Origin of the sequence: Actinoallomurus acaciae, assembly GCF_042429965.1 — a bacterium.
Classification (GTDB): domain Bacteria; phylum Actinomycetota; class Actinomycetes; order Streptosporangiales; family Streptosporangiaceae; genus Actinoallomurus; species Actinoallomurus acaciae.
On record NZ_JBHLZP010000039.1, the window covers coordinates 1 to 21091 of the forward strand.

Consider the following 21091-nt stretch of genomic DNA (forward strand, 5'->3'; position numbering starts at 1 on the left):
TCGCGGCCCTCGCCCCGGCCGCCGCGGCGCGCCTCGCCGGGCTGCCGCCGCCGGATCTGGCGACCTGCGCGGAGCGGGTCAGGGCCCTCGACCGCGACCTGGTGGTCGTCGAAGGGGCGGGCGGCCTGCTCGTACGTTACGACGACGACGGCGCCACGCTCGCCGACCTCGCGCACTCCCTCAAGGCCGCCGTACTCGTCACCGTACGGCCGGGCCTGGGCACGCTCAACCACACGGCGCTGACGCTGGAGGCCATGGCCGGGCGCGGCATCGACCTGGCCGGCATCGTGATCGGGGCCTGGCCGCGCCGTCCCCTGCTGGACGACCTGTGCAACGTGCGAGACCTGGAGACCATCGCGGCGCGCCCGCTGTCCGGCGTGCTGCCGGAGCGGTCCGGGCGGCTCGACGGTCCGGAGTTCCTGCTCGCCGCCCGTGCCGGCCTCGCGCCGCACCTGGGCGGAGTGTTCGACCCCGCGGTGTTCCGGGAGGACTGCCGTGCCCGTGCGCAGACGTACGGGGAACTGATCCCACGAGAGGAAGAGCCGTGAGCGAGACCATCCCGGCGCCGCCGACCGACATCCTCGCCGTCGCGCGCACACAGGTGCTGGAGCGGGGTGAGGGGCTCGGCGAGCAGCAGATCCACGAGTGCCTGACGCTGCCCGACGACCGTCTGGAGGACCTGCTCGCGCTCGCCCACGAGGTGCGCATGAGGTGGTGCGGCCCGGAGGTGGAGGTCGAGGGCATCATCTCGGTCAAGACCGGCGGCTGCCCGGAGGACTGCCACTTCTGCTCCCAGTCGGGCCAGTTCACCTCCCCCGTGCGCGCGGCGTGGCTGGACATCCCCTCGCTCGTGCAGGCCGCCAAGGAGACCGCCGCGACGGGTGCCACCGAGTTCTGCATCGTCGCGGCCGTGCGCGGGCCGGACGAGCGGCTGATGAGCCAGGTGCGCGAGGGCGTCGAGGCGATCAACAAGGAGGTGGACATCAACATCGCGTGCTCGCTCGGCATGCTGACCCAGGAGCAGGTCGACGAGCTGGCCGCGATGGGCGTGCACCGCTACAACCACAACCTCGAGGCCCCGAAGTCGCACTTCCCCAAGGTCGTGTCCACCCACACGTGGGAAGAACGCTGGCAGACCTGTGAGATGGTGCGCGCGGCCGGCATGGAGCTGTGCTGCGGCGGCATCGTCGGGATGGGCGAGACGGTCGAGCAGCGGGCCGAGTTCGCCGCGCAGCTCGGCGAGCTGGAGCCCGACGAGGTGCCGCTCAACTTCCTCAACCCGCGCCCCGGCACGCCGTTCGCCGGCTACCCGCTGGTCGAGGGCGCCGAGGCGCTGAAGACCATCGCGGCCTTCCGGCTGGCGCTGCCGCGCACGATCCTGCGGTACGCGGGCGGGCGCGAGCTGACGCTAGGCGACCTGGGCACCCGGTCGGGCATGCTCGGCGGCATCAACGCGATCATCGTCGGTAACTACCTCACGACGCTGGGTCGCCCGACCGGCAGTGACCTGGAGATGCTGGACGAGTTGAAAATGCCGATCAAGGCACTGTCACAAACGCTCTAGAACCGTCGGACGGCCACTACCGTCGGAGTTCGGACGGGAGGTGGTCACGATGAAGACGGTGGTCGTCACGGTGATCGGCGGCGTTACGCTGCTCACGGCAGGGTGCGCCGGAGACTCTCAGGCCCAGGTCGGCGGCTCGTCGTCCCCGAGCCTCGGCTCGGGGGACGCGCTCGTGCTCCGCACGAGGACCACGGGAGGCATCGCCGGCCTGGGCGGCCCCGGCACCATGCCGGAGTTCTCCCTATACGGCGACGGGCGTGCGATCACCGGCGGCGCGCACCCGACCGAGTACCACCTCACGGCGCAGGCGCTGCGCCGGCTGGTCTCCGACGCGTCCAAGGCCGGGCTCGCCAGGGCGCGTACGGTCGACGACCGGAACATCGCCGACGCGACCTACAAGGTGATCACCTTCGTGACCGGAGGCCGCCCACGCACCACGAAGATCATCCAGGAGGGCCGGCACGCGGACGACCCGGCCGCCCGGTTCCTGCCCCGGCTCGTCCCGTCCTCCTGGCCGCGCGGCGACCAGAGCACCGACCCGCGGCCGTACCGGCCGTCGCGCGTCGCCGTGCTGGCGGCCACCGCGGACGAGAGCGACGCGCCGAAGTGGCCGTTCACGTCGCTGGGCACCGGCACCCGGGTCGGGGGTCGCACCTGCACGGTCCTCACCGGCCGTGACGCCACGGCGGTCCAGCGCCTGGCCGGCCGGCCCGAGTGGCGCGACCACGGTCAGACGTTCCGGGTGGCCGTCCGCCCGCTCCTCCCCGACGAACGCGACTGCACCGCGCTCTGAGGCTCTTGCCGGTCCCGGTTCGGCGTTGTGGAGGCCCTGGGCGATCTCGTCCACCGACGCCCCCGACGCAGGCGGCCGTTACCGCACCGTGACCGGCCGCGTTCACAGTGGCGCGCAGCGAAACCCGGTTTCGAAAGGGCCTCCGCATGTCTGATCCCCGTTCGACCAGACCCGCCGTACGCGTCGTGGTCGCGGTCCTGCTGATCGCGCCGTTCGTCGTCTACCTCGCCGTCCCGAGCTACGCCAAGGTCGAGCCGCGGCTCGCCGGCTTCCCGTTCTTCTACTGGTGGCAGCTCCTCTGGGTGATCCTCACCGCGGTGTTCATCGGCATCGCGTACCGGCTCACCCGCCGGACCCGGCCCACGCGGCCCGCCGACGAGGAGGACGAGTAGATGGACGACGTCAACGGTGTCGAGCTGACCGTCTTCCTCATCTTCTTCGCCGCGGTCACCGTGATGGGCTTCCTCGCCGCGCGCTGGCGGCGCGGACAGACGATCATGCACCTGGACGAGTGGGGGCTGGGCGGCCGCCGCTTCGGCACGTTCACCACCTGGTTCCTGCTCGGCGGCGACCTGTACACCGCCTACACCTTCATCGCGGTCCCCGCGGCCGTCTTCGCGAGCGGCGCGATGGGGTTCTGGTCCCTGCCGTACGCCGCGATCGCCTATCCGATCGTGTTCCTCATCGGCCCGCGCCTCTGGTCCGTCTCGCACGTCCACGGCTACGTCACGACCGCCGACTTCGTACGCGGGCGGTTCGGCTCCCGGTCGCTCGGCCTGGCCGTCGCGGTCACCGGGATCCTGGCGATGATGCCCTACATCGCACTGCAACTTGTCGGCATCCAGGCCGTGCTCACCGTCATGGGAGTGACGGGCTCCGGGCTCGCCCGGGACCTGCCGCTGCTCGTCGCGTTCGCGCTCCTGGCGGCCTACACCTTCACCTCGGGTCTGCGCGCGCCGGCGCTGATCGCGTTCGTGAAGGACACGCTGATCTACGTCGTGATCATCGTGGCGGTCATCTACATCCCCACGAAGCTGGGCGGCTGGGGGCACATCTTCGACAGCGCCCAGAGCAGCCTGGCCAAGCCCAACCCGGCGACCGGCAAGCCGAGCGGCTCGCTCGTCACCAGCGACATGACCCACTGGGCGTACGGCACGCTCGCGCTGGGGTCGGCGCTGGCACTGTTCATCTATCCGCACACGGTCACCGGGGCGCTGGCGTCCGGGCGCCGCAACGTGATCAAACGCAACGCGGCACTGCTTCCGGCGTACTCGCTGATGCTCGGGCTCCTGGCCCTGCTCGGCTACATGGCGCTGGCCCGGCCCGACGTCGCCGCCGCCGTCAAGGCCGCCAAGAACCCGCAGCTCGCCGTCCCGACGCTGTTCGACCACATGTTCCCGGGCTGGTTCGCCGGGGTGGCCTTCGCCGCGATCGGCGTGGGCGCTCTCGTGCCGGCGGCGATCATGTCGATCGCGGCGTCGAACCTGTTCACCCGCAACGTCTACACCGCGTTCTTCCGGCCGGGCGCGACGGCCGCCGAGGAGACCCGCGTCTCCCAGTTCGTGTCGCTTCTGGTCAAGATCGGCGCGCTCGTCTTCGTGCTGGCCTTCGACAAGACCCTGTCGATCAACCTGCAACTTCTGGGCGGCATCTGGATCGTGCAGACGTTCCCCTCGCTGGGGTTCGGGCTCTACACCCGGTGGTTCCACCGGTGGGCGCTGCTCGCCGGCTGGGCGGTCGCGATGGTGTACGGCACGGTGACCGCCTACGACCAGCACTCGCCGACGCAGCGGCACTTCGCCCAGTCCACCGCGGACATCCCGTTCCTCGGGCATCCGGGCTACATCGCCTTCACCGCCTTCGTCATCAACATGATCGTCGTGGTGGTGCTCACGGTGATCTTCCGGGCGGCCGGCGTGCCGGACGGCACGGACGAGACCCGGCCCGGCGACTACACCGCCGACGCCGGCGACTCCGGCGTACGGGAGCTGCCCGAGCTCGTCACCGACTGACCCGGGTCGAACAGGTCACGGAGCGGCGCGTTCAGCGGGATCGGTCCCCGGGCAACCGGGGACCAGGGGACCGATCCCGCTTTGTGGTGGTCTAGGCTCTGAGGGTGAGCGAGGAGACTCGGCCACCGGATCCCGCGCCCCCGTATCCACCCGGTGTCGAGATCCGGGTGGCGCGGCCGGATGAGTTCGCGCAGATCGGCGAGCTGACCGCCGCGATCTACGTGGCGGCGGGCTACATCAGCCCGAGCAGCACCTACATCCTGCGGCTGCGTGACGCGGCCGCCCGCGCCCGCGAGGCCGAACTGCTCGTGGCCACGCACGACGGCGAGCCGACGGGCACGGTGACCTACTGCCGGCACGGCAGTCCGTGGGCGCAGCTGACGGTGCAGGGCGAGGCGGAGTTCCGGATGCTCGCGGTGGTGCCGGCCGCACGCGGGCTGGGCCTCGGCGAGGCGCTCGTCCGTTACTGTGTCGCCCGCGCGCGCGACGACGGCTGCCGCGCCCTGCGGCTGTCCACCGAGCCGATGATGCACGCCGCGCACCGGATCTACCGGCGGCTGGGTTTCACGCGAACGCCAGAGCGCGACTGGCAGCCCCAGCCCGGCGTGGAGCTTCTGACCTACACGTTGGCCCTTTGAACCCGTCACCGGCGCCCTGGCCCGCTTCGGCGGCGCCCGCCGCGCCGTGACGGGAGTTCTTCGCGCCCGTCACCGGCGTTCCGGCGTGCTCCTGGAGTACGCTGCTGCACCGTGACGGCGACCTACTGCGACCACTGCGGAGACCCGCTCAACGGCGGTGACCATGGAGGATGCCGCATGGCACGGGCGATGGAGCCTCCGCGTTACTGCCCCGAATGCCGCCGCCGCATGGTCGTCCAGGTGACGCCCGGCGGCTGGACCGCCGACTGCAGCAGACACGGCAGGCGTACGGGCTGAGAGACCGCCCGGAACCCCATGCCTCCGGGCAGTCTCTGAGTCGGGGTCCGGCGGCCCTTCCGGCTATTCGATGACGGCGATCAGATCGCCCTCTTGGATGACATCGCCCTCGGCGACCTTGAGGCTGGCGACCGTGCCGGAGTCCTCGGCGATGACCGGGATCTCCATCTTCATGGACTCCAGGATGACGAGAGTGTCACCGTCCTCCACGGCGTCGCCCTCACTGACGACGACCTTCCAGACGTTCGCCACCATTTCCGCGCGCACTTCAGCCAACGCGGCTCCTTCCCTCAGACGCCGGCGCCTGCCGGACGCTCTTGCCGATCCAATTGTGCGATGAGTCCCTGGTCACGCGCGCATCCGGTCCACCAGCCCGGTGTCGTAGTCACCCGAGACGAACTCCGGGTTGGCCAGCAGTTCGGTGAAGAACGGCAGGTTGGTCTTGAGGCCCTCGACGCGGAACGCCTCGACCGCCTCCCGCGCCGTGGCGAGGGCCTGGGGCCGGTCGGCGCCGTAGACGCACAGCTTCGCGAGGAGCGGGTCGTAGAACGGGGTGACCTTGTTGCCCGCCTGGTAGCCCGCATCGACCCGGACGACGTCGCCGGACGGCTCCTCCCACACCGTGATCTCGCCGGGGCTGGGCAGGAACCGCTTGGGGTCCTCGGCGTAGACGCGGAACTCGATCGCGTGCCCGCGCGGCTCGGCCGCGGTGAACGTGACCGGCTCGCCCGCCGCGACGAGGAGCTGCTGCTCGACCAGGTCGATGCCGGTGACCAGTTCGGTGACCGGGTGCTCGACCTGGAGCCGGGTGTTCATCTCGAGGAAGACGAACTCCTGTGCCGCCGGGTCGACCAGGCACTCGACCGTGCCGGCGCCGCGGTAGCCCACGGCCTCGCCCGCGCGCACGGCCGCGGCGAGCATGCGGGAGCGCAGCTCGGGGCCGACGCCCGTGGACGGGGTCTCCTCCACGACCTTCTGGTGCCGGCGCTGCACCGAGCAGTCGCGTTCGCCGAGGGCCACCACCGTGCCGTCGGCGAGACCGAGGATCTGGATCTCCACGTGCCGGGCGCGCTCGATGAAGCGTTCGAGCAGGATGTCGGGATTGCCGAAGAACCGCTCGGCGCGCGTGCGCGCCGTCTCGAAGGCCTTGCGCAGCTCGGCCTCGTCGTGCGCGACGCTCATGCCGATGCCACCACCGCCGCCGGACGCCTTCACCATGACGGGGTAGCCGATGCCCGCGGCGACGGCCGCGTCGGCGTCGGGAACGGGCTCGCGGGTGCCGACCGCGACCGGCACTCCCGCCTTCTCCATGAGGTTACGGGCGTTGATCTTGTCGCCCATGGCCGCGATCGCCTCCGCGGGCGGGCCGATCCAGGTCAGCCCGTCGTCCACGACACGTTGGGCGAACTTGGTGTTCTCGGCGAGAAAGCCGTAGCCCGGGTGGACGGCGCGGGCGTTGGTGCGCCGCGCGGCCTCCATCACCGCGTCGATGTCGAGGTAACTCTTGGCCGGCTGCGCCGGGCCGATCAGGACCGCCTCGTCGGCCTCGGCGACATACGGCAGGTCGGCATCGGCCTCGGAGTACACGGCGATCGCCTTGACTCCGAGCGCACGCACGGTTCGGATCACCCGACGGGCGATCTCTCCGCGATTGGCCACCAGTACCGACTCGAACACCGCTCCTCCTCAATTCGTCAGCCCAGGAAGAATAACCACGCATGCGTCGGCAGAGCGCGATGCTCGCCGACAAAAACCCGAGTGCCGCCTTGTCAGCGCATACGGTCGACAACGTGTCCGAGCGCCTCGACCACGGTCGGGTCGTACTCCGCGGCCGAATCACCCCGCAGGCGTTCGAGCACGGCCGCCGACCGGTCGCGGTCGGACGACGCACCGACAAGATCATCGTAGGCGTTCGCGACCTTGATGACGCGGCTGGCCAGCGGCGGAGCGGATCCCTCCGCCGCGCGGTACGGCTCGGACTGGCGCCGGACGATCTCCGCGACCTCGTTCAGCACGCCGGTCTCGGTGATCACGTTGGCGCCCAGCCCGGCGATGCGCCGCTGCTCGCTGGGCGAGGCCAGAACGGTCGCGCCGCCCGGAATCGGATCGCGCAGCGACAGCTGGCCGATGTCGTGCATGAGCGCGGCATACTCCAGCTCGAGCAGCGCCTCCTCGTTCATACCCAGCTCGCGTCCCATCTGCACGGCCAGCTCGCTCACCCGCCGGGAGTGCCCGGTCTCGACGTAGCCGCCGACCTCGGTCACCTGCGACAGGGCGCGGACGGTCTGCAGATAGGTGGCCCGGATGCCGGCGAAGCGCCGGAACGCGACCTGGGTCACCAGGATCGGCGCGCTGAACACCAGCAGCGCCACCGGGCCCATGACGAACGTGCTCACCGCGATGAGCATGCCGGTCGCGCCCGAGGCGGCGCAGAGCGGAACCTTGGCCCGCACCTCGTCGCCGAGCGCGATGGCGAACCGCGTGCGCACCGCCTCGGCGCGGATGGTCGCCGCAGCCACCATCTCGGCGGCGCAGGCGAACATGACCGTCAGCACCATCACCGTGATGAGCAGCGGCCAGTGATGCCGCAGGGAGGAGTTGCCGATCGGGCGGAAGACGAAGGCCACCAGGGCCGGGCTCAGGATGCGCCGGGCCATCGCGTCGAGCGCCGGGACCCGGCCGACCGCGATGTGCGGCAGCGCGCCGATGAGCGTGCCGCAGGCCGTCACCGTGACCGCCTGGAACGCCGAGTGCGTGGCCGGCTCGCTACCCACCCGCAGCAGCAGGGCGTACCCGACGGAGCCCGCGCTCGCGATCGGGGCGACCTCGCGGCTGCCGGGCATGATCATGCGGAGCAGCTCGCCGATGGCGATGAGCGCGCCGAACAGGATGGCCGTACGGGAGTCCTCCAGTCCGACCGCGCCGACCTGGGTGACGGAGGCGATGATCAGCATCCCGGCCACCGCGATCAGCAGCAGCTGGGCGGAGTCCAGCGACTGCCATGCCGGGCGTTGGCGTCCGGCCTGCGCGGTCACGTGCGCGCTCCCCCAGCCGCGATCCGGCGTGCCGGCCCCCCGGCCACCGGACGGGTCATCGGACGCCCTCCCCCGCGACGCGCAGCGGCGCGCTGGGGTCGTCGTGGTCCTGCTGGGTGGTCTCGGCGCCCTCCTCGGGCGGCGGGACCGGGTCGGGCTGGGTCCAGCCGTGGCGTTCGATGGCGGCGATGAACGCCTCGACCAGCTCGGGGTCGAAGTGGCTGCCGGCCGAGCGCCGCAGCTCGGCGATGCCCTCCTCGATGGAGCGGGCGGGGCGGTAGGAGCGGGTGGAGGTCATCGAGTCGAACGCGTCGGCCACCGAGATGACCCGGGCGAACTCGGGGATCTCCAGGCCCGCCAGCCCCATGGGGTAGCCCTTGCCGTCCATCCGCTCGTGGTGGTGCATGATGCCGGCGAGGGCCTCGTCGAGGAACCCGATCTCCCGGACGATCTCCAGCCCGCGCATCGGGTGCAGCTGGATCGCCGCGAACTCCTCCTCGGTCAGGTCGCCGGCCTTCTGCAGCACCTTGGTCGGCACGCCGAGCTTGCCGACGTCGTGGAGCATCCCGGCATAGCGGACCGCGCCGACCCGTTCCGGCCGCATCCCGATCGCCGCGGCGATCATGGCCGAGCCGCGGGAGACGCGCTCGCTGTGGCCGCGCGTGTAGTAGTCCTTGGTCTCCACCGCCTGGCAGAGCGCCGCGATCGTGGCGGCGTGGGCCTGCTGCTGGTCGCTGGTCTGCTGGAAGGCCCACCGGGCCAGCAGCATCGGCATCAGCACGAGCACCGCGGAGAACGGCCCGATGAGCCCCCACGGCGCCGCGATGAGCAGGCCGAACATGCCGTACGACAGCTGGCCGACGGCGAGGTTGCCGATGGGCCGCCAGCGGAACCCCCACAGGGGCGCCGTCTTGGTGAGCACGAGGACGACGCCGATCAGGGCGAGGTTGACGGCGACGTAGGTGACGACGGCGGCGAGGTAGGGCGCGATGATGTCCGGGAACAGGCCGTTGGTGGGCTTGCCGGTCGTGCCGCCGACCGCGCTGTACACGACGCCGGCGAGGTAGCCCGAGAGGGCGAACTGGGCCCCGTTGAACAGCCGCTTCACGAGGCCCATGTCGCGTCGCCAGGCGATGATCGCCGACGCCCCGACGATCGCGGCGCCCGCCGGGCCGAGCAGCACGACCGAGGCCAGGCCCGCCGAGTAGCTCAGCGACACCCGGGCGTTCTCGCTGTTGAGCAGTGCCGGCGCCGACTCGCAGATCACCGACAGCACCGCGAGAACGGCAAGGGTGGTCCAGTCGATGCCGTCGAGGGACGAAAGGCCGATGGACGACGCCGCGAGCACGACGACCGTGCAGACGTACGCCCATGCGGCGAGGGGAAGTCCACGCAATGCCGCCCCCACAGGTTATGGGCTAATTCCAGGACACGCCTTGACGCATCTTTCTCCGCCTCCCCGTCGGGCTCCGGCTCCGGGAGCCCCTCATCCCTGACTCACCGCCCGCCTCGGATCCGACGCCGGAAGAATCGGTGGTAAGCCTAACCCGACAGCCCCCGCTCACGCAGACGCGCGAGGAAACGTGAGCAAAGCGTGAATGAATCGTCACCTACGGTCGGCGGTCTCGCCCATGAGCTGCAAAGTCGGTCATTCGACGAGATTGGCGCGAACCTCTTCGATTCGCCCAAGCACCTTCGCCCGGAGATCCTGTGGCACCGGGTCGCAGCCGCAACTCTTGTGCACGAGCTTCTTGACCGACTCCTCCAGGCCGTACTCCCGCAGGCAGGGACCGCACTCGTCGAGGTGCTGCCTGATGTCGGAGCACCCGTGCTCGTCCAGCTCGCCGTCCAGGTAGGAGTAGATACGGGCGAGGACCTCCGTGCAGGGGGTCTCATGAGGCTTTCCGCAGCTCATTTCGCCACCTCACCAGGGTGCGCGGGCGTCCGGTCGCTCATGCGTCCTCCTTGCGCCCGGACCCGTTCGCGCGGGCGAGCCCGCGATCACGCGCGTAGTCTTCGAGCATCGACCTCAGCTGCCGCCTGCCGCGGTGCAGCCGGGACATCACGGTACCGATAGGAGTGCCCATGATGTCGGCGATCTCCTTGTACGCGAAGCCTTCGACGTCCGCGAAGTAGACCGCCATCCGGAAGTCCTCGGGCAGCGCCTGCAGGGCCCGCTTCACATCGGAGTCGGGAAGGTGCTCGAGGGCCTCGGCCTCGGCGGACTTCAGGCCGGTCGAGGTGTGCGACTCGGCCCGTGCGAGCTGCCAGTCCTCGACCTCCTCCGACGCCGACTGCTTCGGCTCCCGCTGCTTCTTGCGGTAGGAGTTGATGAAGGTGTTGGTGAGGATGCGGTAAAGCCAGGCTTTGAGGTTGGTGCCCTCCTGGAACTGGTGGAAGGAGCCGAACGCCTTGGCGAACGTCTCCTGGACCAGATCCTCCGCGTCCGCGGGGTTGCGCGTCATGCGCAGCGCGGCGGAGTAAAGCTGGTCGAGAAACGGAAGCACGTCGCGCTCGAAGCGCCGACTGCGCTGCTCCAGAGTCTCCACTGCCTCGGGTACCTGACCCACCCCCTCCGTAGCGCGCGTGCCGGCCTCGAGACCAGCACCGAAACCATACGCTCCAGACGATAGCGGGTGCACCGCCGGCGCATCGCGCCGGTCCGCCAGCAAGACGGCCATCATCACCTCGAACTTTCGCAGGCCAGTGTCCGTTATGACGCTGTGCAACGCGCCACGCGCCCGCGGGATTCCCAGGAGCGGGGGAATGCTCCGGCACATCGGCATGAAGTGTGAGCTCGTACCGCCAACAGGGAAGGATTGGGAGAAATGCATCCCCGAGGAGCCGCCGTGCTGTCCATTCCGGCGAAGCATCCCGCAGTCGGCGAGTCCGAGTCGCTCGCGAGCTACTGGACGTTCTACTGGGCCGTGGCGGCCGCGCAGCTGTCCCGATGGCTGCCCCGCAGACCGTCACGGGTGCTCGACCTTTCCGGGCCCCAGACCCGCTACGCCGACCAGGCGGCGCACGCGGGCCACACCGTGGTCGAGGTCCGCGACGCTCCTCGCGGCACGCCGCAGCCCCGGCGCACCCGCACGATCGTCGCGGAGGCGTCCTCTCTCGGCTTCCTCTCCCCCGGTTCGTTCGACGCCGTCGTGGCCGAGGGGCGCATGCTCTCGCGCCACCTCGTCACCGAGAACGTCGTCGCGGAGATCGCCCGCGTGCTGCGCCCCGGCGGCCGGGTGCTGCTGAGCGTGGACTCCCTCGTCCTGGGCATGGCCATCCTGGCGGAGCAGAACTACTGGGCGCACCTGTCCGACGTGCCGCGCTCGGAGGTCATGCTGGTGCCCTGGCCGGACGGCACGATCACCCGGTGCTTCGGCGTCGAGCAGCTGCGCGACCTGCTCACCGAGTGCGGCCTGGAGGTCGAGTGGATCCGGCCGCGCACGGCGCTGTCGCCCTCGACCGTGGAGCACGTGCTGAACGCCAGCCCCGAGTCGCTCACCCGTCTCGTACGCGCCGAGCTGACCGCTCCGCAGGCCGACGAGCCGGTCGGCATCCACCTCGTCGCCAGCGCGATCAAGAAGACCGGGTAACGGCCGTCTCAGACTCCACCGGCACTACCGGTGGAGTCGGTCGTGCTTCCCCTGACAGGCGACGCAGCGGGCCGCCTCGGGGCGGGCCTCCAGGCGGACCTCGGGGATCTGCAGGCCGCAGTCCACGCATTTGCCGTACGTGCCCTCGTGGGCGCGCGCGAGCGCCGCGAGCACCTCGGCACGCTGACGGCGCAACGCCGCGAGGGCGGCGTCGACCCGGTCGGTGTCCGACAGGCTCGCCCCCGCGTCGGCCGTGTGGTGTTCGGCCTCCGGATGCTCCTCCTGTACGGCCGTGATCGACCGTTCAAGGTCGGCGAGCATCTCGTCGAGGCGCTTGCGCGCGGTGTCCAGAGCCATGCGCACCTCCGACGCGCGGTCAGAAGAGGGTGAGGGGAGATACTGAAGAAGTACCCATTTGAGGCAGCGGTCTGACCAGTTCCGGGCCGTTATTTGCCACCTTGTTCACCGCGGTGGACACCGGGTACGACTCAAGCCGCCCCTCCGCGGCCGGGACGAGCAGCGACCGGACCTCCTCAGGATCGGTGAGATCCGGGTCCAGCCACGCTGCGAACCGCTCCGGCTCCACCAGCATCGGCATCCGGTCGTGGATGCGGCCCACGTCGTCGGTCGCCTCGGTGGTCAGGATCGTGCAGCTGAGCAGCCGCCCGCCGGCCGCGTCCGGTGACCGCCACACCGCGTACAGCCCGGCCATCGCCAGCACACCCCCGTCGGCGGGGCGGATGAAGTGCGGCTGCTTGGAACCGCCGCCGGCCGCCTGCCATTCGTAGTAGCCGTCGGCGGGAACGATGCAGCGGTGCAGCGCGAACGCACGCCGGAACGCGGGCTTCTCGTGCGCGGTCTCGACCCGGGCGTTGATCAGCCGTGCGCCGATCGAGACGTCCTTGGCCCAGAACGGCACCAGCCCCCAGCGCGCGATGTTCAGCTCACGCACGTTCTCCGCCCGGGCCCACTCCTCACCGGCGTCGAGGGCGGCTCGTCCCTCACCCGCCGCCCCGCTCCCGCCCTCCGGCCGGGCCCACTCCTCACCGGCGGCTCGGCCCTCACCCACTCCGCTCCCGCTCCAGCCGCCCGACCGGTTCCACACCTCATGGGCGGCTCGTCCCTCACCCCCCGCCCCGCTCCCGCTCCGGCCCTCCGACCGGGCCCACACCTCATGGGCGGCTCGCTCCTCGCCCCCCGCGCCGCTCCGATCCTCTGGGCGCGTCCGCTCCTCAGTCCCTCCGCGGACGGCTCGCCCCTCACCCGCCGTCCTGCTTCCCCTCCGGTCCTCTGGCCGCGACCGCCGCTCACCCGCTCCGCTCCCGCGCCGCCCCTCCGGCTCGGTCCACTCCTCACGGGCGGCTCGCCCCTCGCCCCCCACCTCGCTCCGATGCTCTGGGCGCATCCACTGCTCATCGGCCCCACGGACGGCTGCCCCCTCGCCTCCCCCACCGCTCCCGCTCCGGCGGGTCAACACCACCGGCACCGGCTTGGTCGGGGCGACGTTGTAGTCCGGTTCGAGATCGTCCGCCTCGTCGCTCTCGACACCGAAGAAGTCGACGAGCTCCTGGCGCCCCCGTGTGGACGCGTACCGGCCGCACATCGCCCGGCGCTCCCCTCTCTCCCGCTGACCGCTCTCTCTCACGAACCGCGCTTGACCGCGCCTTCGATGGGCATGACCGGTGTTATGCAGATCATCAGGACCATCGCGCGCCCGCTAGTCGCGGCGCCATTCATGGTCACCGGACTCGAGACATTGCGCAATCCGGCCCCCCGCGCGGAGAGGGTGGCCCCCGTCCTCAAGCCGCTCGCCGACCGCGTGGCCTGGCTGCCGTCCAAGGACCCCGAGACGCTCGTACGGATCCAGGGCGCGATCGGCCTCGGCGCCGGTGCGCTGTTCGCCCTCGGGAAGTTCGAGCGCCTCACGACGCTCCTGCTCGCGGCGGAGATGGTGCCCTCGCTGCTCACCGAGCACCGGTTCTGGAAGGAGGAGGACTCCGAGCGTCGCGGCGTCGAACGCGCCCTGATGCTGAAGAACGCGGGTCTGTTCGGCGCGCTGCTGTACGCCGCCGCGGCGCCGAGCCGACACCGCCCGGTCAAGGCGGCCAAGACGAACCTACGCGAGGCACGCCTGCAGGCGGCGGTCGCCAAGGCCGAGGCCGGCCGCAGAGCCGAACGCGCCCGCCGCAAGGCGGCCAAGCGCGCCGCCCACGTCCAGCGCCGAGCCGTGAGCATCGGCCGCTAAGGGAGCACGGCTCAAGGTAGGGACCGCACGGCTCATGGTGCGGTCTCCCGGCCACGCACGGCCCCGTCCACGTGCCGGACGACCGGCGCAGGCCCGGGACTTCACGGGCGATCCCCGAAGGTCACGACCTCGCCGCCGCGACGAGGGACCAGTGTGGCCTGGGACCCCACGGGGCGAACCCCAAGCGTCACGACCTCGCCGCCGCGACGAAGGGCCCGTACGGCCCGGGGACCGCACGGGCGATCCCCAAGCTTCACGACCTCGCCGCCGTGACGAAGGACCGGTGTGGCCTGGGACCCCATGAGGGTCTCCGAGCCCCACGGCCCATTCATGTGACGGACGACCGGCGCGGCCCAGGGATCTCACAGTGGTCTCCAAGCGCCACGACCCCGTCCACGTGCCGGACGACCGGCGTGGCCCCGGAGACCTCATGGGTGGTCTGCGAGAGTCACGGCCACATCCACGTGCGGCGAACGTCACCACCCACCCACGTGACCGACGACCGGCGGGCACCCGGGACCTCACGGACGGTCCCCGAGCGCCACGACCCCGTCGCCGTGACGAAGGGCCCGTGCGGCCCAGGGGACCGCACGGGCGATCCTCGAGCGCCACGGTCCCGTTCACGTGACCTCACATTGATCACCACCCGGCCGCCGTCTCGTCGGCGCCGCCGTACCGGCCCGCCACGAGAGCCCGGCCGATCCCGCCCGCCCTCCGATGACGCCGATCCGCCTCACCGCGGGGCATCTCCGGCGCCGCCGTACATCGCCACCTGGTAGAGAGCGAGGAGCGCACCGTCGATGGGATGAGGCCGCGGCCTTGACGACCCGCGCGCCCCCGGGACCTCACGGTGGTCTCCAAACGTCACGGCCCCATCCACATGACCGACGACCAGCGCGGCCCCAGGGACCTCACGGACGGTCCCCCAGCGTCACAACCCCATCCACGTGGCGAAGGGCCAGCGCGGCGCTCGGACCTTACGGGCGGTCTTCGAATGTTACGACCTCGTCGACGTGGCGGAGGAGTGGTGTGGCGCCGGGGACGGCCGTGCTGTGTGTGATCAGGAGCAACGTCCGGTCCTCCGCTGCCGTCCGTACGTCTCGTTCGGCTACCGGGTCCTCCAGGACCAGGATCGGCACGTCGGCGAGCAGGGCCCGTGCCAGCGCGAGGCGTTGGCGGTCGGCGCCGGGGGTGGCGTCGTCGGTCACGACGGTGTCCGGGGGGAGCGTGAGGCCCGCGCGTCGCAGCGCGGCGGTGACCTCGTCCTCGCTCGCGTTCGGTCGGGCCACCCGTACGTTCTCCGCGACCGTGGCCGACAGGACATGCGTGTCGCGGGCGCACAGTCCTACCACTCTTCGGACGTCGTCACCGGCCAGGTCGCGCAGCTCCACGCCGCTCAGGGTCGCCGTGCCCTCGTAGTCGATGAAGCGGAGCAGGACCGCCGCCAGGGCCGACGTGCCGACTCGGCCGGTCGCGACCAGTGCCACCCGTCGGCCGGCCGGCAGGACCAGCTCGGTGTCGCCGAGTCCCACCGTCTCCCCGTCGGGCCACCGGACGCGCAGGTCCGCGACGCGCAGGTCGTACGGCCCCGGCGGCAGTGGCAGGGTCTCTCGCGGCTCGACGTCGTGTGCCGCCCGCACGTTCGCGCCCACTGTCGCCTCCCGTCGCCTCGGCGAGACCAGCCCGCCCCTACGAGGGCGTCCCGGGCCCCGTGCGCGGACCGCACCGGATGTCCCATCGGTCTCTCAGGCCACGGTAGAGCGAGGGTCTGACGGTTCAGGGCGCGATCTACCACCTCATTCCCCGGGCACGACCGTCGCGGCACCTCGGCGTTCCGCAAGATCTCACCCCCTCCCCGGCCGGTACCCTTCAGTCATGCCTCAGATGTGGTCCGCACCCGCGGCGGCCGGTCCGCTCGACGCCCTGGTCTCACTGCCGGGGTCCAAGTCGATGACCAACCGCGCGCTGATCCTCGCCGCGCTCTCCGACGGCGAGGCGCTGGTACGCCGGCCGCTGCGCAGTCGCGACACGCTGCTCATGGCCGGAGCGCTGCGCGCGCTCGGCGTGTCCGTGGACGACGTGGGCGCCGACTGGCGGGTCGTGCCCGGCGAGCTGCGCGGTCCCGCGGCCGTCGACGTCGGCCTGGCCGGCACGGTCATGCGGTTCGTGCCGCCCGTCGCGGCCCTGGCCGCCGGCGAGATCCACTTCGACCGCGACCCGTACGCCCGCAAGCGGCCCATGGGCACGATCCTGTCGGCGCTGCGGGTCCTCGGCGCGGACGTCGACGGCGACGCCCTGCCGTTCACCGTGCGCGGCACCGGGACGGTGCCGGGCGGCTCGGTGACGATCGACGCGTCCGGCTCGTCGCAGATGGTCTCCGGCCTGCTGCTGGCCGCGCCCCGCTACGGCAAGGGCGCGGAGGTACGCCACGAGGGCCCGCCCGTGCCCTCGGGCGCGCACCTGACGATGACCGTGCGGATGCTGCGCGACGCCGGCGCCACCGTGGAGACCGAGCCCGACGTGTGGCGGGTCCAGCCGGGACGGCTGCGCGCCGGTGAGATCGACATCGAGCCCGACCTGTCCAACGCCGCGCCGTTCCTCGCCGCGGCCCTGGTCTCCGGAGGCCGGGTCACCGTACGCGACTGGCCGGCCGACACGACCCAGCCCGGCGACGAGCTGCGGCACCTGCTGGCCGCGATGGGCGCCTCGGTGTCGTATGAGGACGGCGACCTGACCGTACGCGGCGACGCCCTCCACGGCATCGACGTCGACCTCGGCGACGTCAGCGAGCTGAGCTGCGTGATCGCCGCGCTCGCGGCGTTCGCCGACGGCCCCTCGCGGCTGCGCGGCATCGCGCACATGCGCGGGCATGAGACGGACCGGCTGGCCGCGCTCACGGCGGAGATCAACGGTTTGGGCGGCGACGTGCGCGAGCATCCCGACGGCCTGGAGATCCGGCCACGGCCGCTGCACGGCGGCGTCTTCCACACTTACGACGACCACCGGATGGTGATGGCGGCCGCCGTGCTCGGCCTGGGCGTTCCGGGCGTCGAGGTCGAGAACCTCGCGACGGTGGGCAAGACGCTTCCCGAATTCGGCGAACTGTGGGCGGAGATGCTGCGTTAGGCATGGCGCGCGATTGGGCGAGGCTCGACGAAGATGACGTACGGGTACGTCCGGGCCGCGGCTCCCGGCCACGTACCCGTCGTCGTCCCGCGCACGAGGACGCCGTCGGCGGCTTCGTGATGGCGGTCGACCGGGGCCGTTACACCTGCCTGGTCGACGATCAGCCCGTGACGGCGATGCGGGCGCGGGAGCTGGGACGCAAGAGCGTCGTCGTCGGTGACCAGGTCCGTCTGGTCGGCGACGTCTCGGGCCGCCCGGACACGCTGGCACGCGTCGTCGGCATCGAGCCGCGGACCTCGACCCTGCGCCGTACCGCCGACGACAGCGACCCCGTGGAGCGGGTCATCGTCGCCAACGCCGACAACCTGGTCATCGTCACCGCCCTGGCCGACCCCCCGCCCCGCCCCCGGATGATCGACCGTTGCCTGGTCGCCGCGTTCGACGCGGGCCTGTCGCCGCTGCTCTGCCTCACCAAGGCCGACCTGGCCGCCCCGGACGCGCTGGAGGAGATGTACGCGCCGCTCGGCGTCGCCTACGTCGTCACGCGCAAGGACCGGCCGGTCGACGAGCTGCGCTCCCACCTGGCCGGCCGGATGAGCGTGCTCGTCGGCCATTCCGGCGTCGGCAAGTCGACTCTGGTCAACGCCCTGGTGCCGGACGCCGAGCGGGCGGTGAGCGCGGTCAATCCGGTGACCGGACGGGGCCGGCACACGTCCTCGTCGGCGATCGCCCTCGCCCTGCCGGACGGCGACGGCTGGATCATCGACACACCGGGGGTGCGCGGCTTCGGCCTCGCCCACGTCAAGCCGGACGACGTGCTGGCGGCGTTCCCGGACCTGATCGAGGGCGACGCGGAGTGCCCGCCGCACTGCACCCACCTCCAGGACGACTGCGCCCTGGACGCCTGGGTGGCGACGGGCCACGCCGACCCGTCGCGGCTGGACTCGCTGCGCCGGCTCCTGCTGAGCCGCGACGCCGATGAAACCTGAGGGCGGAGTGACGCAGTGACCCGTCGGCGCCGTTGACGACGGGTCACATCCGAGAGGACAACAGAAGTCGCCGCGAGGGGCAAGAGTGCACACGGAATCTGGATGATTTGCTGAACTTTGATCTGTAAAACGATTAATGTCTGGGCAGAACGCCCAGCGAGATCATCCGTGCCGCCGCCCACTCCGGCCACCGAAGATCTTGGCACGTTCGCCGGGCCGTCTGTCTGCGCACCCCTGTGTCGCGATAGCGTTGCACGCCGTGGCGGACTATTCGGATGACCTACGCCTTGCACATGTCATGGCGGACGCGGCCGACGATGTCGCCACGCGCCGGTTTCGTGCCCTCGATCTACGGGTCGAGACGAAGCCCGACCTCACACCGGTGAGCGACGCCGATCGCATGGTCGAGGAGATCCTGCGCAACACGCTGAAGCGCGCGCGCCCCCGTGACGCGGTGCACGGCGAGGAGTACGGCCGTACCGGCTACGGCCCACGCTGCTGGGTGATCGACCCGATCGACGCGACGAAGAACTACGTCCGCGGCGTGCCGGTCTGGGCGACGCTGATCGCGCTGATGGAGGGCGACGACCCGGTGGTCGGGCTGGTGTCCGCGCCGGCGCTCAGCCGCCGCTGGTGGGCCGCTCGCGGGGGCGGCGCGTGGACCGGGCGCAGCCTGGCCAAGGCCACCCGCTGCCGCGTCTCCGGCGTGACCGAGCTGCGCGACGCGTCGTTCTCCTTCTCCAGCCTCACGGGGTGGGAGGAGCAGCGGCGCCTGGACGGGTTCATGGACCTCACCCGCACCGTCTGGCGCACCCGGGCCTTCGGCGACTTCTGGTCGCACGTGATGGTCGCCGAGGGAGTCGTGGACGTGTCCGCCGAGCCCGAGGTGTCGCTGTGGGACGTGGCGGCCCTCCAGGTCATCGTGGAGGAGGCGGGAGGCGTCTTCACCGACCTGGCCGGCGTGCCGACCGCCGACGGCGGCAGCGTCGTGTGCACCAACGGGTCGCTGCACGCGGCCGTGCTCGAGAAGCTCGGCGGCGGACCGGTCATGCGCCGGGTCTGACGCATTCGGCCGACACGATATATCTTGTAGTTCGAGGAACAGCGGCGCCGTGCTCGCTCGTTCTTCCAGCGAAGTCCACGGAACGGAGAAGATCGTGGGACGCACCGGATACGTCGTCGTCGGGGTCATCGTTGCACTGATCGCATTCATCCTGCTGCCCGGCTGGATCAAGCTGCTCGGGGTGCTGCTGCTCGTCGGCGTGCCGACGGCGGGCTACCTGATGCTCGACCCGTCACAGCGCCGCCGCGTGCGCGGGCAGGCCCGCAAGCGGCTCGGCTGACCACGCCTCGACCGCCCCGCGCCTTTCGGGGCGGTCACCGCCGTACGACGCGGTCACCGGCCGCTGAAAGGCTCGCGTGGGGCCTCAGGCCGTCACGTGTCCCCGCAGCGTCCGTACGTCGTGGACGGCCAGCACGGCGAGCGTCGCGGTGAGGATGACGGTGCCGTTCAGCGCGATGGCCCCGCCGAGCCCCAGCACGGCCATCGCCGGACCGGCCAGGGTCTGGCCGAGCGGGTTGAAGACCAGCGAGCCGAGTGAGTCGTACGCGTAGACCCGCGACAGCGCGTCGGGCGGCACGTTGTGCTGCACCACGGTGTCCCACTGCACTCCGAAGATCTCGAACCCGATGCCCGCGACGAACGCCGCCGCGAGCACGACCGCCACCGGTGCGGTCGCGGCGAGCGCGAAGAGCACCGGGACACCGGCCAGCACGCCGTACGTCGCGAGCAGCAGCGGCCGGCGCGGACGGTGCCACAGCGCCGACAGCCCGCCCGCGATGAACCCGGCCGCCTCGAACGCGACGACGAGCCCCCAGGCCGTCGCGCCGCCCAGGTCGCGCTTGGCGACCAGCGGCCCGAGCACGTTGAAGCCACCGGTGAACGCCGCGTTCACGAACGCGAACTGCACCACGATCGTCCACAGCCACGTACGCGAGCGGAACTCCCGCCAGCCGCTCCTGAGTTCGCCCAGTACGCCCGCCCGCGGCAGGGCGATGCGGGGAAGCGCGAGGCGGCCGAAGAACACCGCCGCCGCCGCGAAGGTCGCCGCGTCCGCCGCGATGGCCCACCCCGGCCCGTACGCCGCCACGACCACGCCGGCCAGCCCCGCACCGATCACCTTCGCGGCGTTCATCGCGAGGCGGAGCAGCGCGTTCGCGGGCTGGATGAGGCCTGACGCGACCGTCTGCGGCACCACCCCGAGCGAGGCGGGCCCGAGGAACGCCGCGGCCATCCCGTTCGCGGCCTCCAGCAGCGCCAGCTGCCAGACATGAGCGCTCCCGCCGATCAGCAGGACGCCCGCGGCCGTCTGGGTGCCGGCCGCGACGAGGGAGAACGCCACGAGGATGACGTGCCGGGGCAGCCGGTCCGCCCACACACCGCCCAGCAGGAGCAGCGCCACGGTGGGCAGGCTGCGCGCGGCCAGCACGATGCCCAGGTCGCTCGCCGACCCCGTCAGGTCGAGCACCGCGAACGCGAGCGCCACCGGCGCCATCGCGTTGCCAAGAAAAGACACCAGCCGGCCAAAGAACAGCATGCGGAAACGCCGTGCCGCGAGCGGCCTGAGAGCTGACCTCACAAGCTGATGACCCTAGAGCCGTTTCGCTCCGATGTCCGGCCGCACGGCGTTCACAGCCGTGAGAGCCCCTGGCCCCGCGCCCGTTTCGGGCGCTGTCGCGTACGGCCGGTTTGGGCCGGACTCACCCAAGGGGGCGCCGCACCCGTACGGAAGCCGTCTG

At 71.5% G+C, this 21091-nt stretch carries 23 protein-coding genes and 1 pseudogene; 13 read left to right on the top strand and 11 right to left on the bottom strand.

Annotated features, from left to right (window positions below; genetic code table 11):
• The 7 genes from bioD to bsaP form a co-directional block, all read left to right on the top strand.
• Positions 1–548 (top strand): ATP-dependent dethiobiotin synthetase BioD (gene bioD, locus ACFFNX_RS07930; protein ID WP_378197547.1); only part of this gene is annotated, 548 nt, incomplete at its 5' end.
• A complete protein-coding gene (gene bioB, locus ACFFNX_RS07935; RefSeq protein ID WP_378197550.1) occupies positions 545–1564 on the top strand; it encodes a biotin synthase BioB in 1020 nt (339 codons plus the stop codon). The genes bioD and bioB, both read left to right, overlap by 4 nt.
• Positions 1565–1613: 49 nt before the next feature.
• Complete coding sequence (locus ACFFNX_RS07940; protein ID WP_378197553.1) at positions 1614–2357, top strand: hypothetical protein; 744 nt, start codon at positions 1614–1616, stop codon at positions 2355–2357.
• A 146-nt stretch (positions 2358–2503) separates the two neighbouring features.
• On the top strand, positions 2504–2749 hold the full coding sequence (locus tag ACFFNX_RS07945; RefSeq protein ID WP_378197556.1) for a DUF3311 domain-containing protein: 246 nt from the start codon (positions 2504–2506) through the stop codon (positions 2747–2749).
• Positions 2750–4369, top strand: coding sequence for a monocarboxylate uptake permease MctP (gene mctP / locus ACFFNX_RS07950; protein WP_378197559.1), 1620 nt, complete (start codon positions 2750–2752; stop codon positions 4367–4369).
• A 104-nt stretch (positions 4370–4473) separates the two neighbouring features.
• Positions 4474–5007 (top strand): GNAT family N-acetyltransferase, encoded by a 534-nt coding sequence (locus tag ACFFNX_RS07955; protein ID WP_378197562.1) that lies wholly within the window; start codon positions 4474–4476, stop codon positions 5005–5007.
• A gap of 111 nt (positions 5008–5118) precedes the next feature.
• Complete coding sequence (bsaP, locus tag ACFFNX_RS07960; RefSeq protein WP_378197565.1) at positions 5119–5304, top strand: biotin synthase auxiliary protein BsaP; 186 nt, start codon at positions 5119–5121, stop codon at positions 5302–5304.
• Between the two features lie 63 nt (positions 5305–5367).
• Here the strand turns inward: bsaP and ACFFNX_RS07965 are convergent, their stop codons facing one another.
• The 6 genes from ACFFNX_RS07965 to ACFFNX_RS07990 all read right to left on the bottom strand — a co-directional run bounded on the left by ACFFNX_RS07965 (position 5368) and on the right by ACFFNX_RS07990 (position 10909).
• A complete protein-coding gene (locus ACFFNX_RS07965; RefSeq protein ID WP_378197568.1) occupies positions 5368–5580 on the bottom strand; it encodes a biotin/lipoyl-binding carrier protein in 213 nt (70 codons plus the stop codon).
• A 72-nt stretch (positions 5581–5652) separates the two neighbouring features.
• Positions 5653–6981, bottom strand: a complete 1329-nt coding sequence (locus ACFFNX_RS07970; RefSeq protein WP_378197571.1) for an acetyl-CoA carboxylase biotin carboxylase subunit — start codon at positions 6979–6981, stop codon at positions 5653–5655.
• A gap of 92 nt (positions 6982–7073) precedes the next feature.
• Positions 7074–8339 (bottom strand): HD-GYP domain-containing protein, encoded by a 1266-nt coding sequence (locus tag ACFFNX_RS07975; RefSeq protein WP_378197574.1) that lies wholly within the window; start codon positions 8337–8339, stop codon positions 7074–7076.
• 55 nt (positions 8340–8394) lie between these two features.
• Positions 8395–9735: an HD-GYP domain-containing protein gene (locus tag ACFFNX_RS07980; RefSeq protein ID WP_378197577.1), complete on the bottom strand. Its 1341-nt coding sequence runs from the start codon at positions 9733–9735 to the stop codon at positions 8395–8397.
• Between the two features lie 252 nt (positions 9736–9987).
• Positions 9988–10254, bottom strand: coding sequence for a mycothiol system anti-sigma-R factor (rsrA, locus tag ACFFNX_RS07985; protein WP_285570332.1), 267 nt, complete (start codon positions 10252–10254; stop codon positions 9988–9990).
• Positions 10255–10291: 37 nt separating this feature from the next.
• Entirely contained in the window at positions 10292–10909 is a 618-nt protein-coding gene (locus ACFFNX_RS07990) for a sigma-70 family RNA polymerase sigma factor (RefSeq protein ID WP_378197581.1), read from the bottom strand.
• Positions 10910–11167: 258 nt separating this feature from the next.
• On the opposite strand from ACFFNX_RS07990, the gene ACFFNX_RS07995 reads away from it, so the two are divergent.
• The gene (locus ACFFNX_RS07995; protein ID WP_378197584.1) at positions 11168–11932 is read left to right on the top strand and encodes a class I SAM-dependent methyltransferase; all 765 of its coding nucleotides are present in this window, start codon (positions 11168–11170) and stop codon (positions 11930–11932) included.
• Between the two features lie 24 nt (positions 11933–11956).
• Here ACFFNX_RS07995 and ACFFNX_RS08000 read toward each other — a convergent pair whose 3' ends face one another.
• The 3 genes and pseudogenes from ACFFNX_RS08000 to ACFFNX_RS08010 all read right to left on the bottom strand — a co-directional run.
• The gene (locus tag ACFFNX_RS08000; protein ID WP_378197587.1) at positions 11957–12289 is read right to left on the bottom strand and encodes a TraR/DksA family transcriptional regulator; all 333 of its coding nucleotides are present in this window, start codon (positions 12287–12289) and stop codon (positions 11957–11959) included.
• Between the two features lie 19 nt (positions 12290–12308).
• Positions 12309–13001, bottom strand: a complete 693-nt coding sequence (locus ACFFNX_RS08005) for an SOS response-associated peptidase (RefSeq protein WP_378197620.1) — start codon at positions 12999–13001, stop codon at positions 12309–12311.
• Positions 13002–13409: 408 nt separating this feature from the next.
• Positions 13410–13535, bottom strand: a pseudogene (locus ACFFNX_RS08010) (SOS response-associated peptidase family protein); the annotation flags it as partial.
• A gap of 84 nt (positions 13536–13619) precedes the next feature.
• On the opposite strand from ACFFNX_RS08010, the gene ACFFNX_RS08015 reads away from it, so the two are divergent.
• Positions 13620–14177, top strand: coding sequence for a DoxX family protein (locus ACFFNX_RS08015; protein WP_378197589.1), 558 nt, complete (start codon positions 13620–13622; stop codon positions 14175–14177).
• 977 nt (positions 14178–15154) lie between these two features.
• Here the strand turns inward: ACFFNX_RS08015 and ACFFNX_RS08020 are convergent.
• Positions 15155–15829: an ATP-binding cassette domain-containing protein gene (locus tag ACFFNX_RS08020; protein ID WP_378197591.1), complete on the bottom strand. Its 675-nt coding sequence runs from the start codon at positions 15827–15829 to the stop codon at positions 15155–15157.
• A gap of 223 nt (positions 15830–16052) precedes the next feature.
• Between ACFFNX_RS08020 and aroA the strand changes: the two genes are divergently transcribed.
• From aroA to ACFFNX_RS08040, 4 genes are all read left to right on the top strand, one after another.
• Positions 16053–17303: a 3-phosphoshikimate 1-carboxyvinyltransferase gene (gene aroA, locus ACFFNX_RS08025; protein ID WP_378197593.1), complete on the top strand. Its 1251-nt coding sequence runs from the start codon at positions 16053–16055 to the stop codon at positions 17301–17303.
• Positions 17304–17305: 2 nt separating this feature from the next.
• The gene (gene rsgA, locus ACFFNX_RS08030; protein ID WP_378197595.1) at positions 17306–18292 is read left to right on the top strand and encodes a ribosome small subunit-dependent GTPase A; all 987 of its coding nucleotides are present in this window, start codon (positions 17306–17308) and stop codon (positions 18290–18292) included.
• A 259-nt stretch (positions 18293–18551) separates the two neighbouring features.
• Positions 18552–19355, top strand: a complete 804-nt coding sequence (hisN, locus tag ACFFNX_RS08035; protein ID WP_378197597.1) for a histidinol-phosphatase — start codon at positions 18552–18554, stop codon at positions 19353–19355.
• Positions 19356–19449: 94 nt separating this feature from the next.
• Positions 19450–19635 (top strand): tail-anchor membrane protein, encoded by a 186-nt coding sequence (locus tag ACFFNX_RS08040; RefSeq protein WP_378197599.1) that lies wholly within the window; start codon positions 19450–19452, stop codon positions 19633–19635.
• A gap of 84 nt (positions 19636–19719) precedes the next feature.
• On the opposite strand, the gene ACFFNX_RS08045 is transcribed toward ACFFNX_RS08040, so the two are convergent.
• On the bottom strand, positions 19720–20931 hold the full coding sequence (locus ACFFNX_RS08045) for an MFS transporter (RefSeq protein ID WP_378197601.1): 1212 nt from the start codon (positions 20929–20931) through the stop codon (positions 19720–19722).
• Between the last annotated feature and the right edge of the window lie 160 nt (positions 20932–21091).

Excerpts from the sequence above, each read along its gene's own strand:
- aroA (WP_378197593.1), top strand. The coding sequence starts at position 16,053 with ATGCCTCAGATGTGGTCCGCACCCGCGGCGGCCGGTCCGCTCGACGCC.
- ACFFNX_RS07940 (WP_378197553.1), top strand. The coding sequence starts at position 1,614 with ATGAAGACGGTGGTCGTCACGGTGATCGGCGGCGTTACGCTGCTCACG.
- ACFFNX_RS07945 (WP_378197556.1), top strand. The coding sequence starts at position 2,504 with ATGTCTGATCCCCGTTCGACCAGACCCGCCGTACGCGTCGTGGTCGCG.
- mctP (WP_378197559.1), top strand. The coding sequence starts at position 2,750 with ATGGACGACGTCAACGGTGTCGAGCTGACCGTCTTCCTCATCTTCTTC.
- rsgA (WP_378197595.1), top strand. The coding sequence starts at position 17,306 with ATGGCGCGCGATTGGGCGAGGCTCGACGAAGATGACGTACGGGTACGT.
- ACFFNX_RS08000 (WP_378197587.1), bottom strand. The coding sequence starts at position 12,289 with ATGGCTCTGGACACCGCGCGCAAGCGCCTCGACGAGATGCTCGCCGAC.
- ACFFNX_RS08015 (WP_378197589.1), top strand. The coding sequence starts at position 13,620 with ATGCAGATCATCAGGACCATCGCGCGCCCGCTAGTCGCGGCGCCATTC.
- ACFFNX_RS07995 (WP_378197584.1), top strand. The coding sequence starts at position 11,168 with ATGCATCCCCGAGGAGCCGCCGTGCTGTCCATTCCGGCGAAGCATCCC.
- rsrA (WP_285570332.1), bottom strand. The coding sequence starts at position 10,254 with ATGAGCTGCGGAAAGCCTCATGAGACCCCCTGCACGGAGGTCCTCGCC.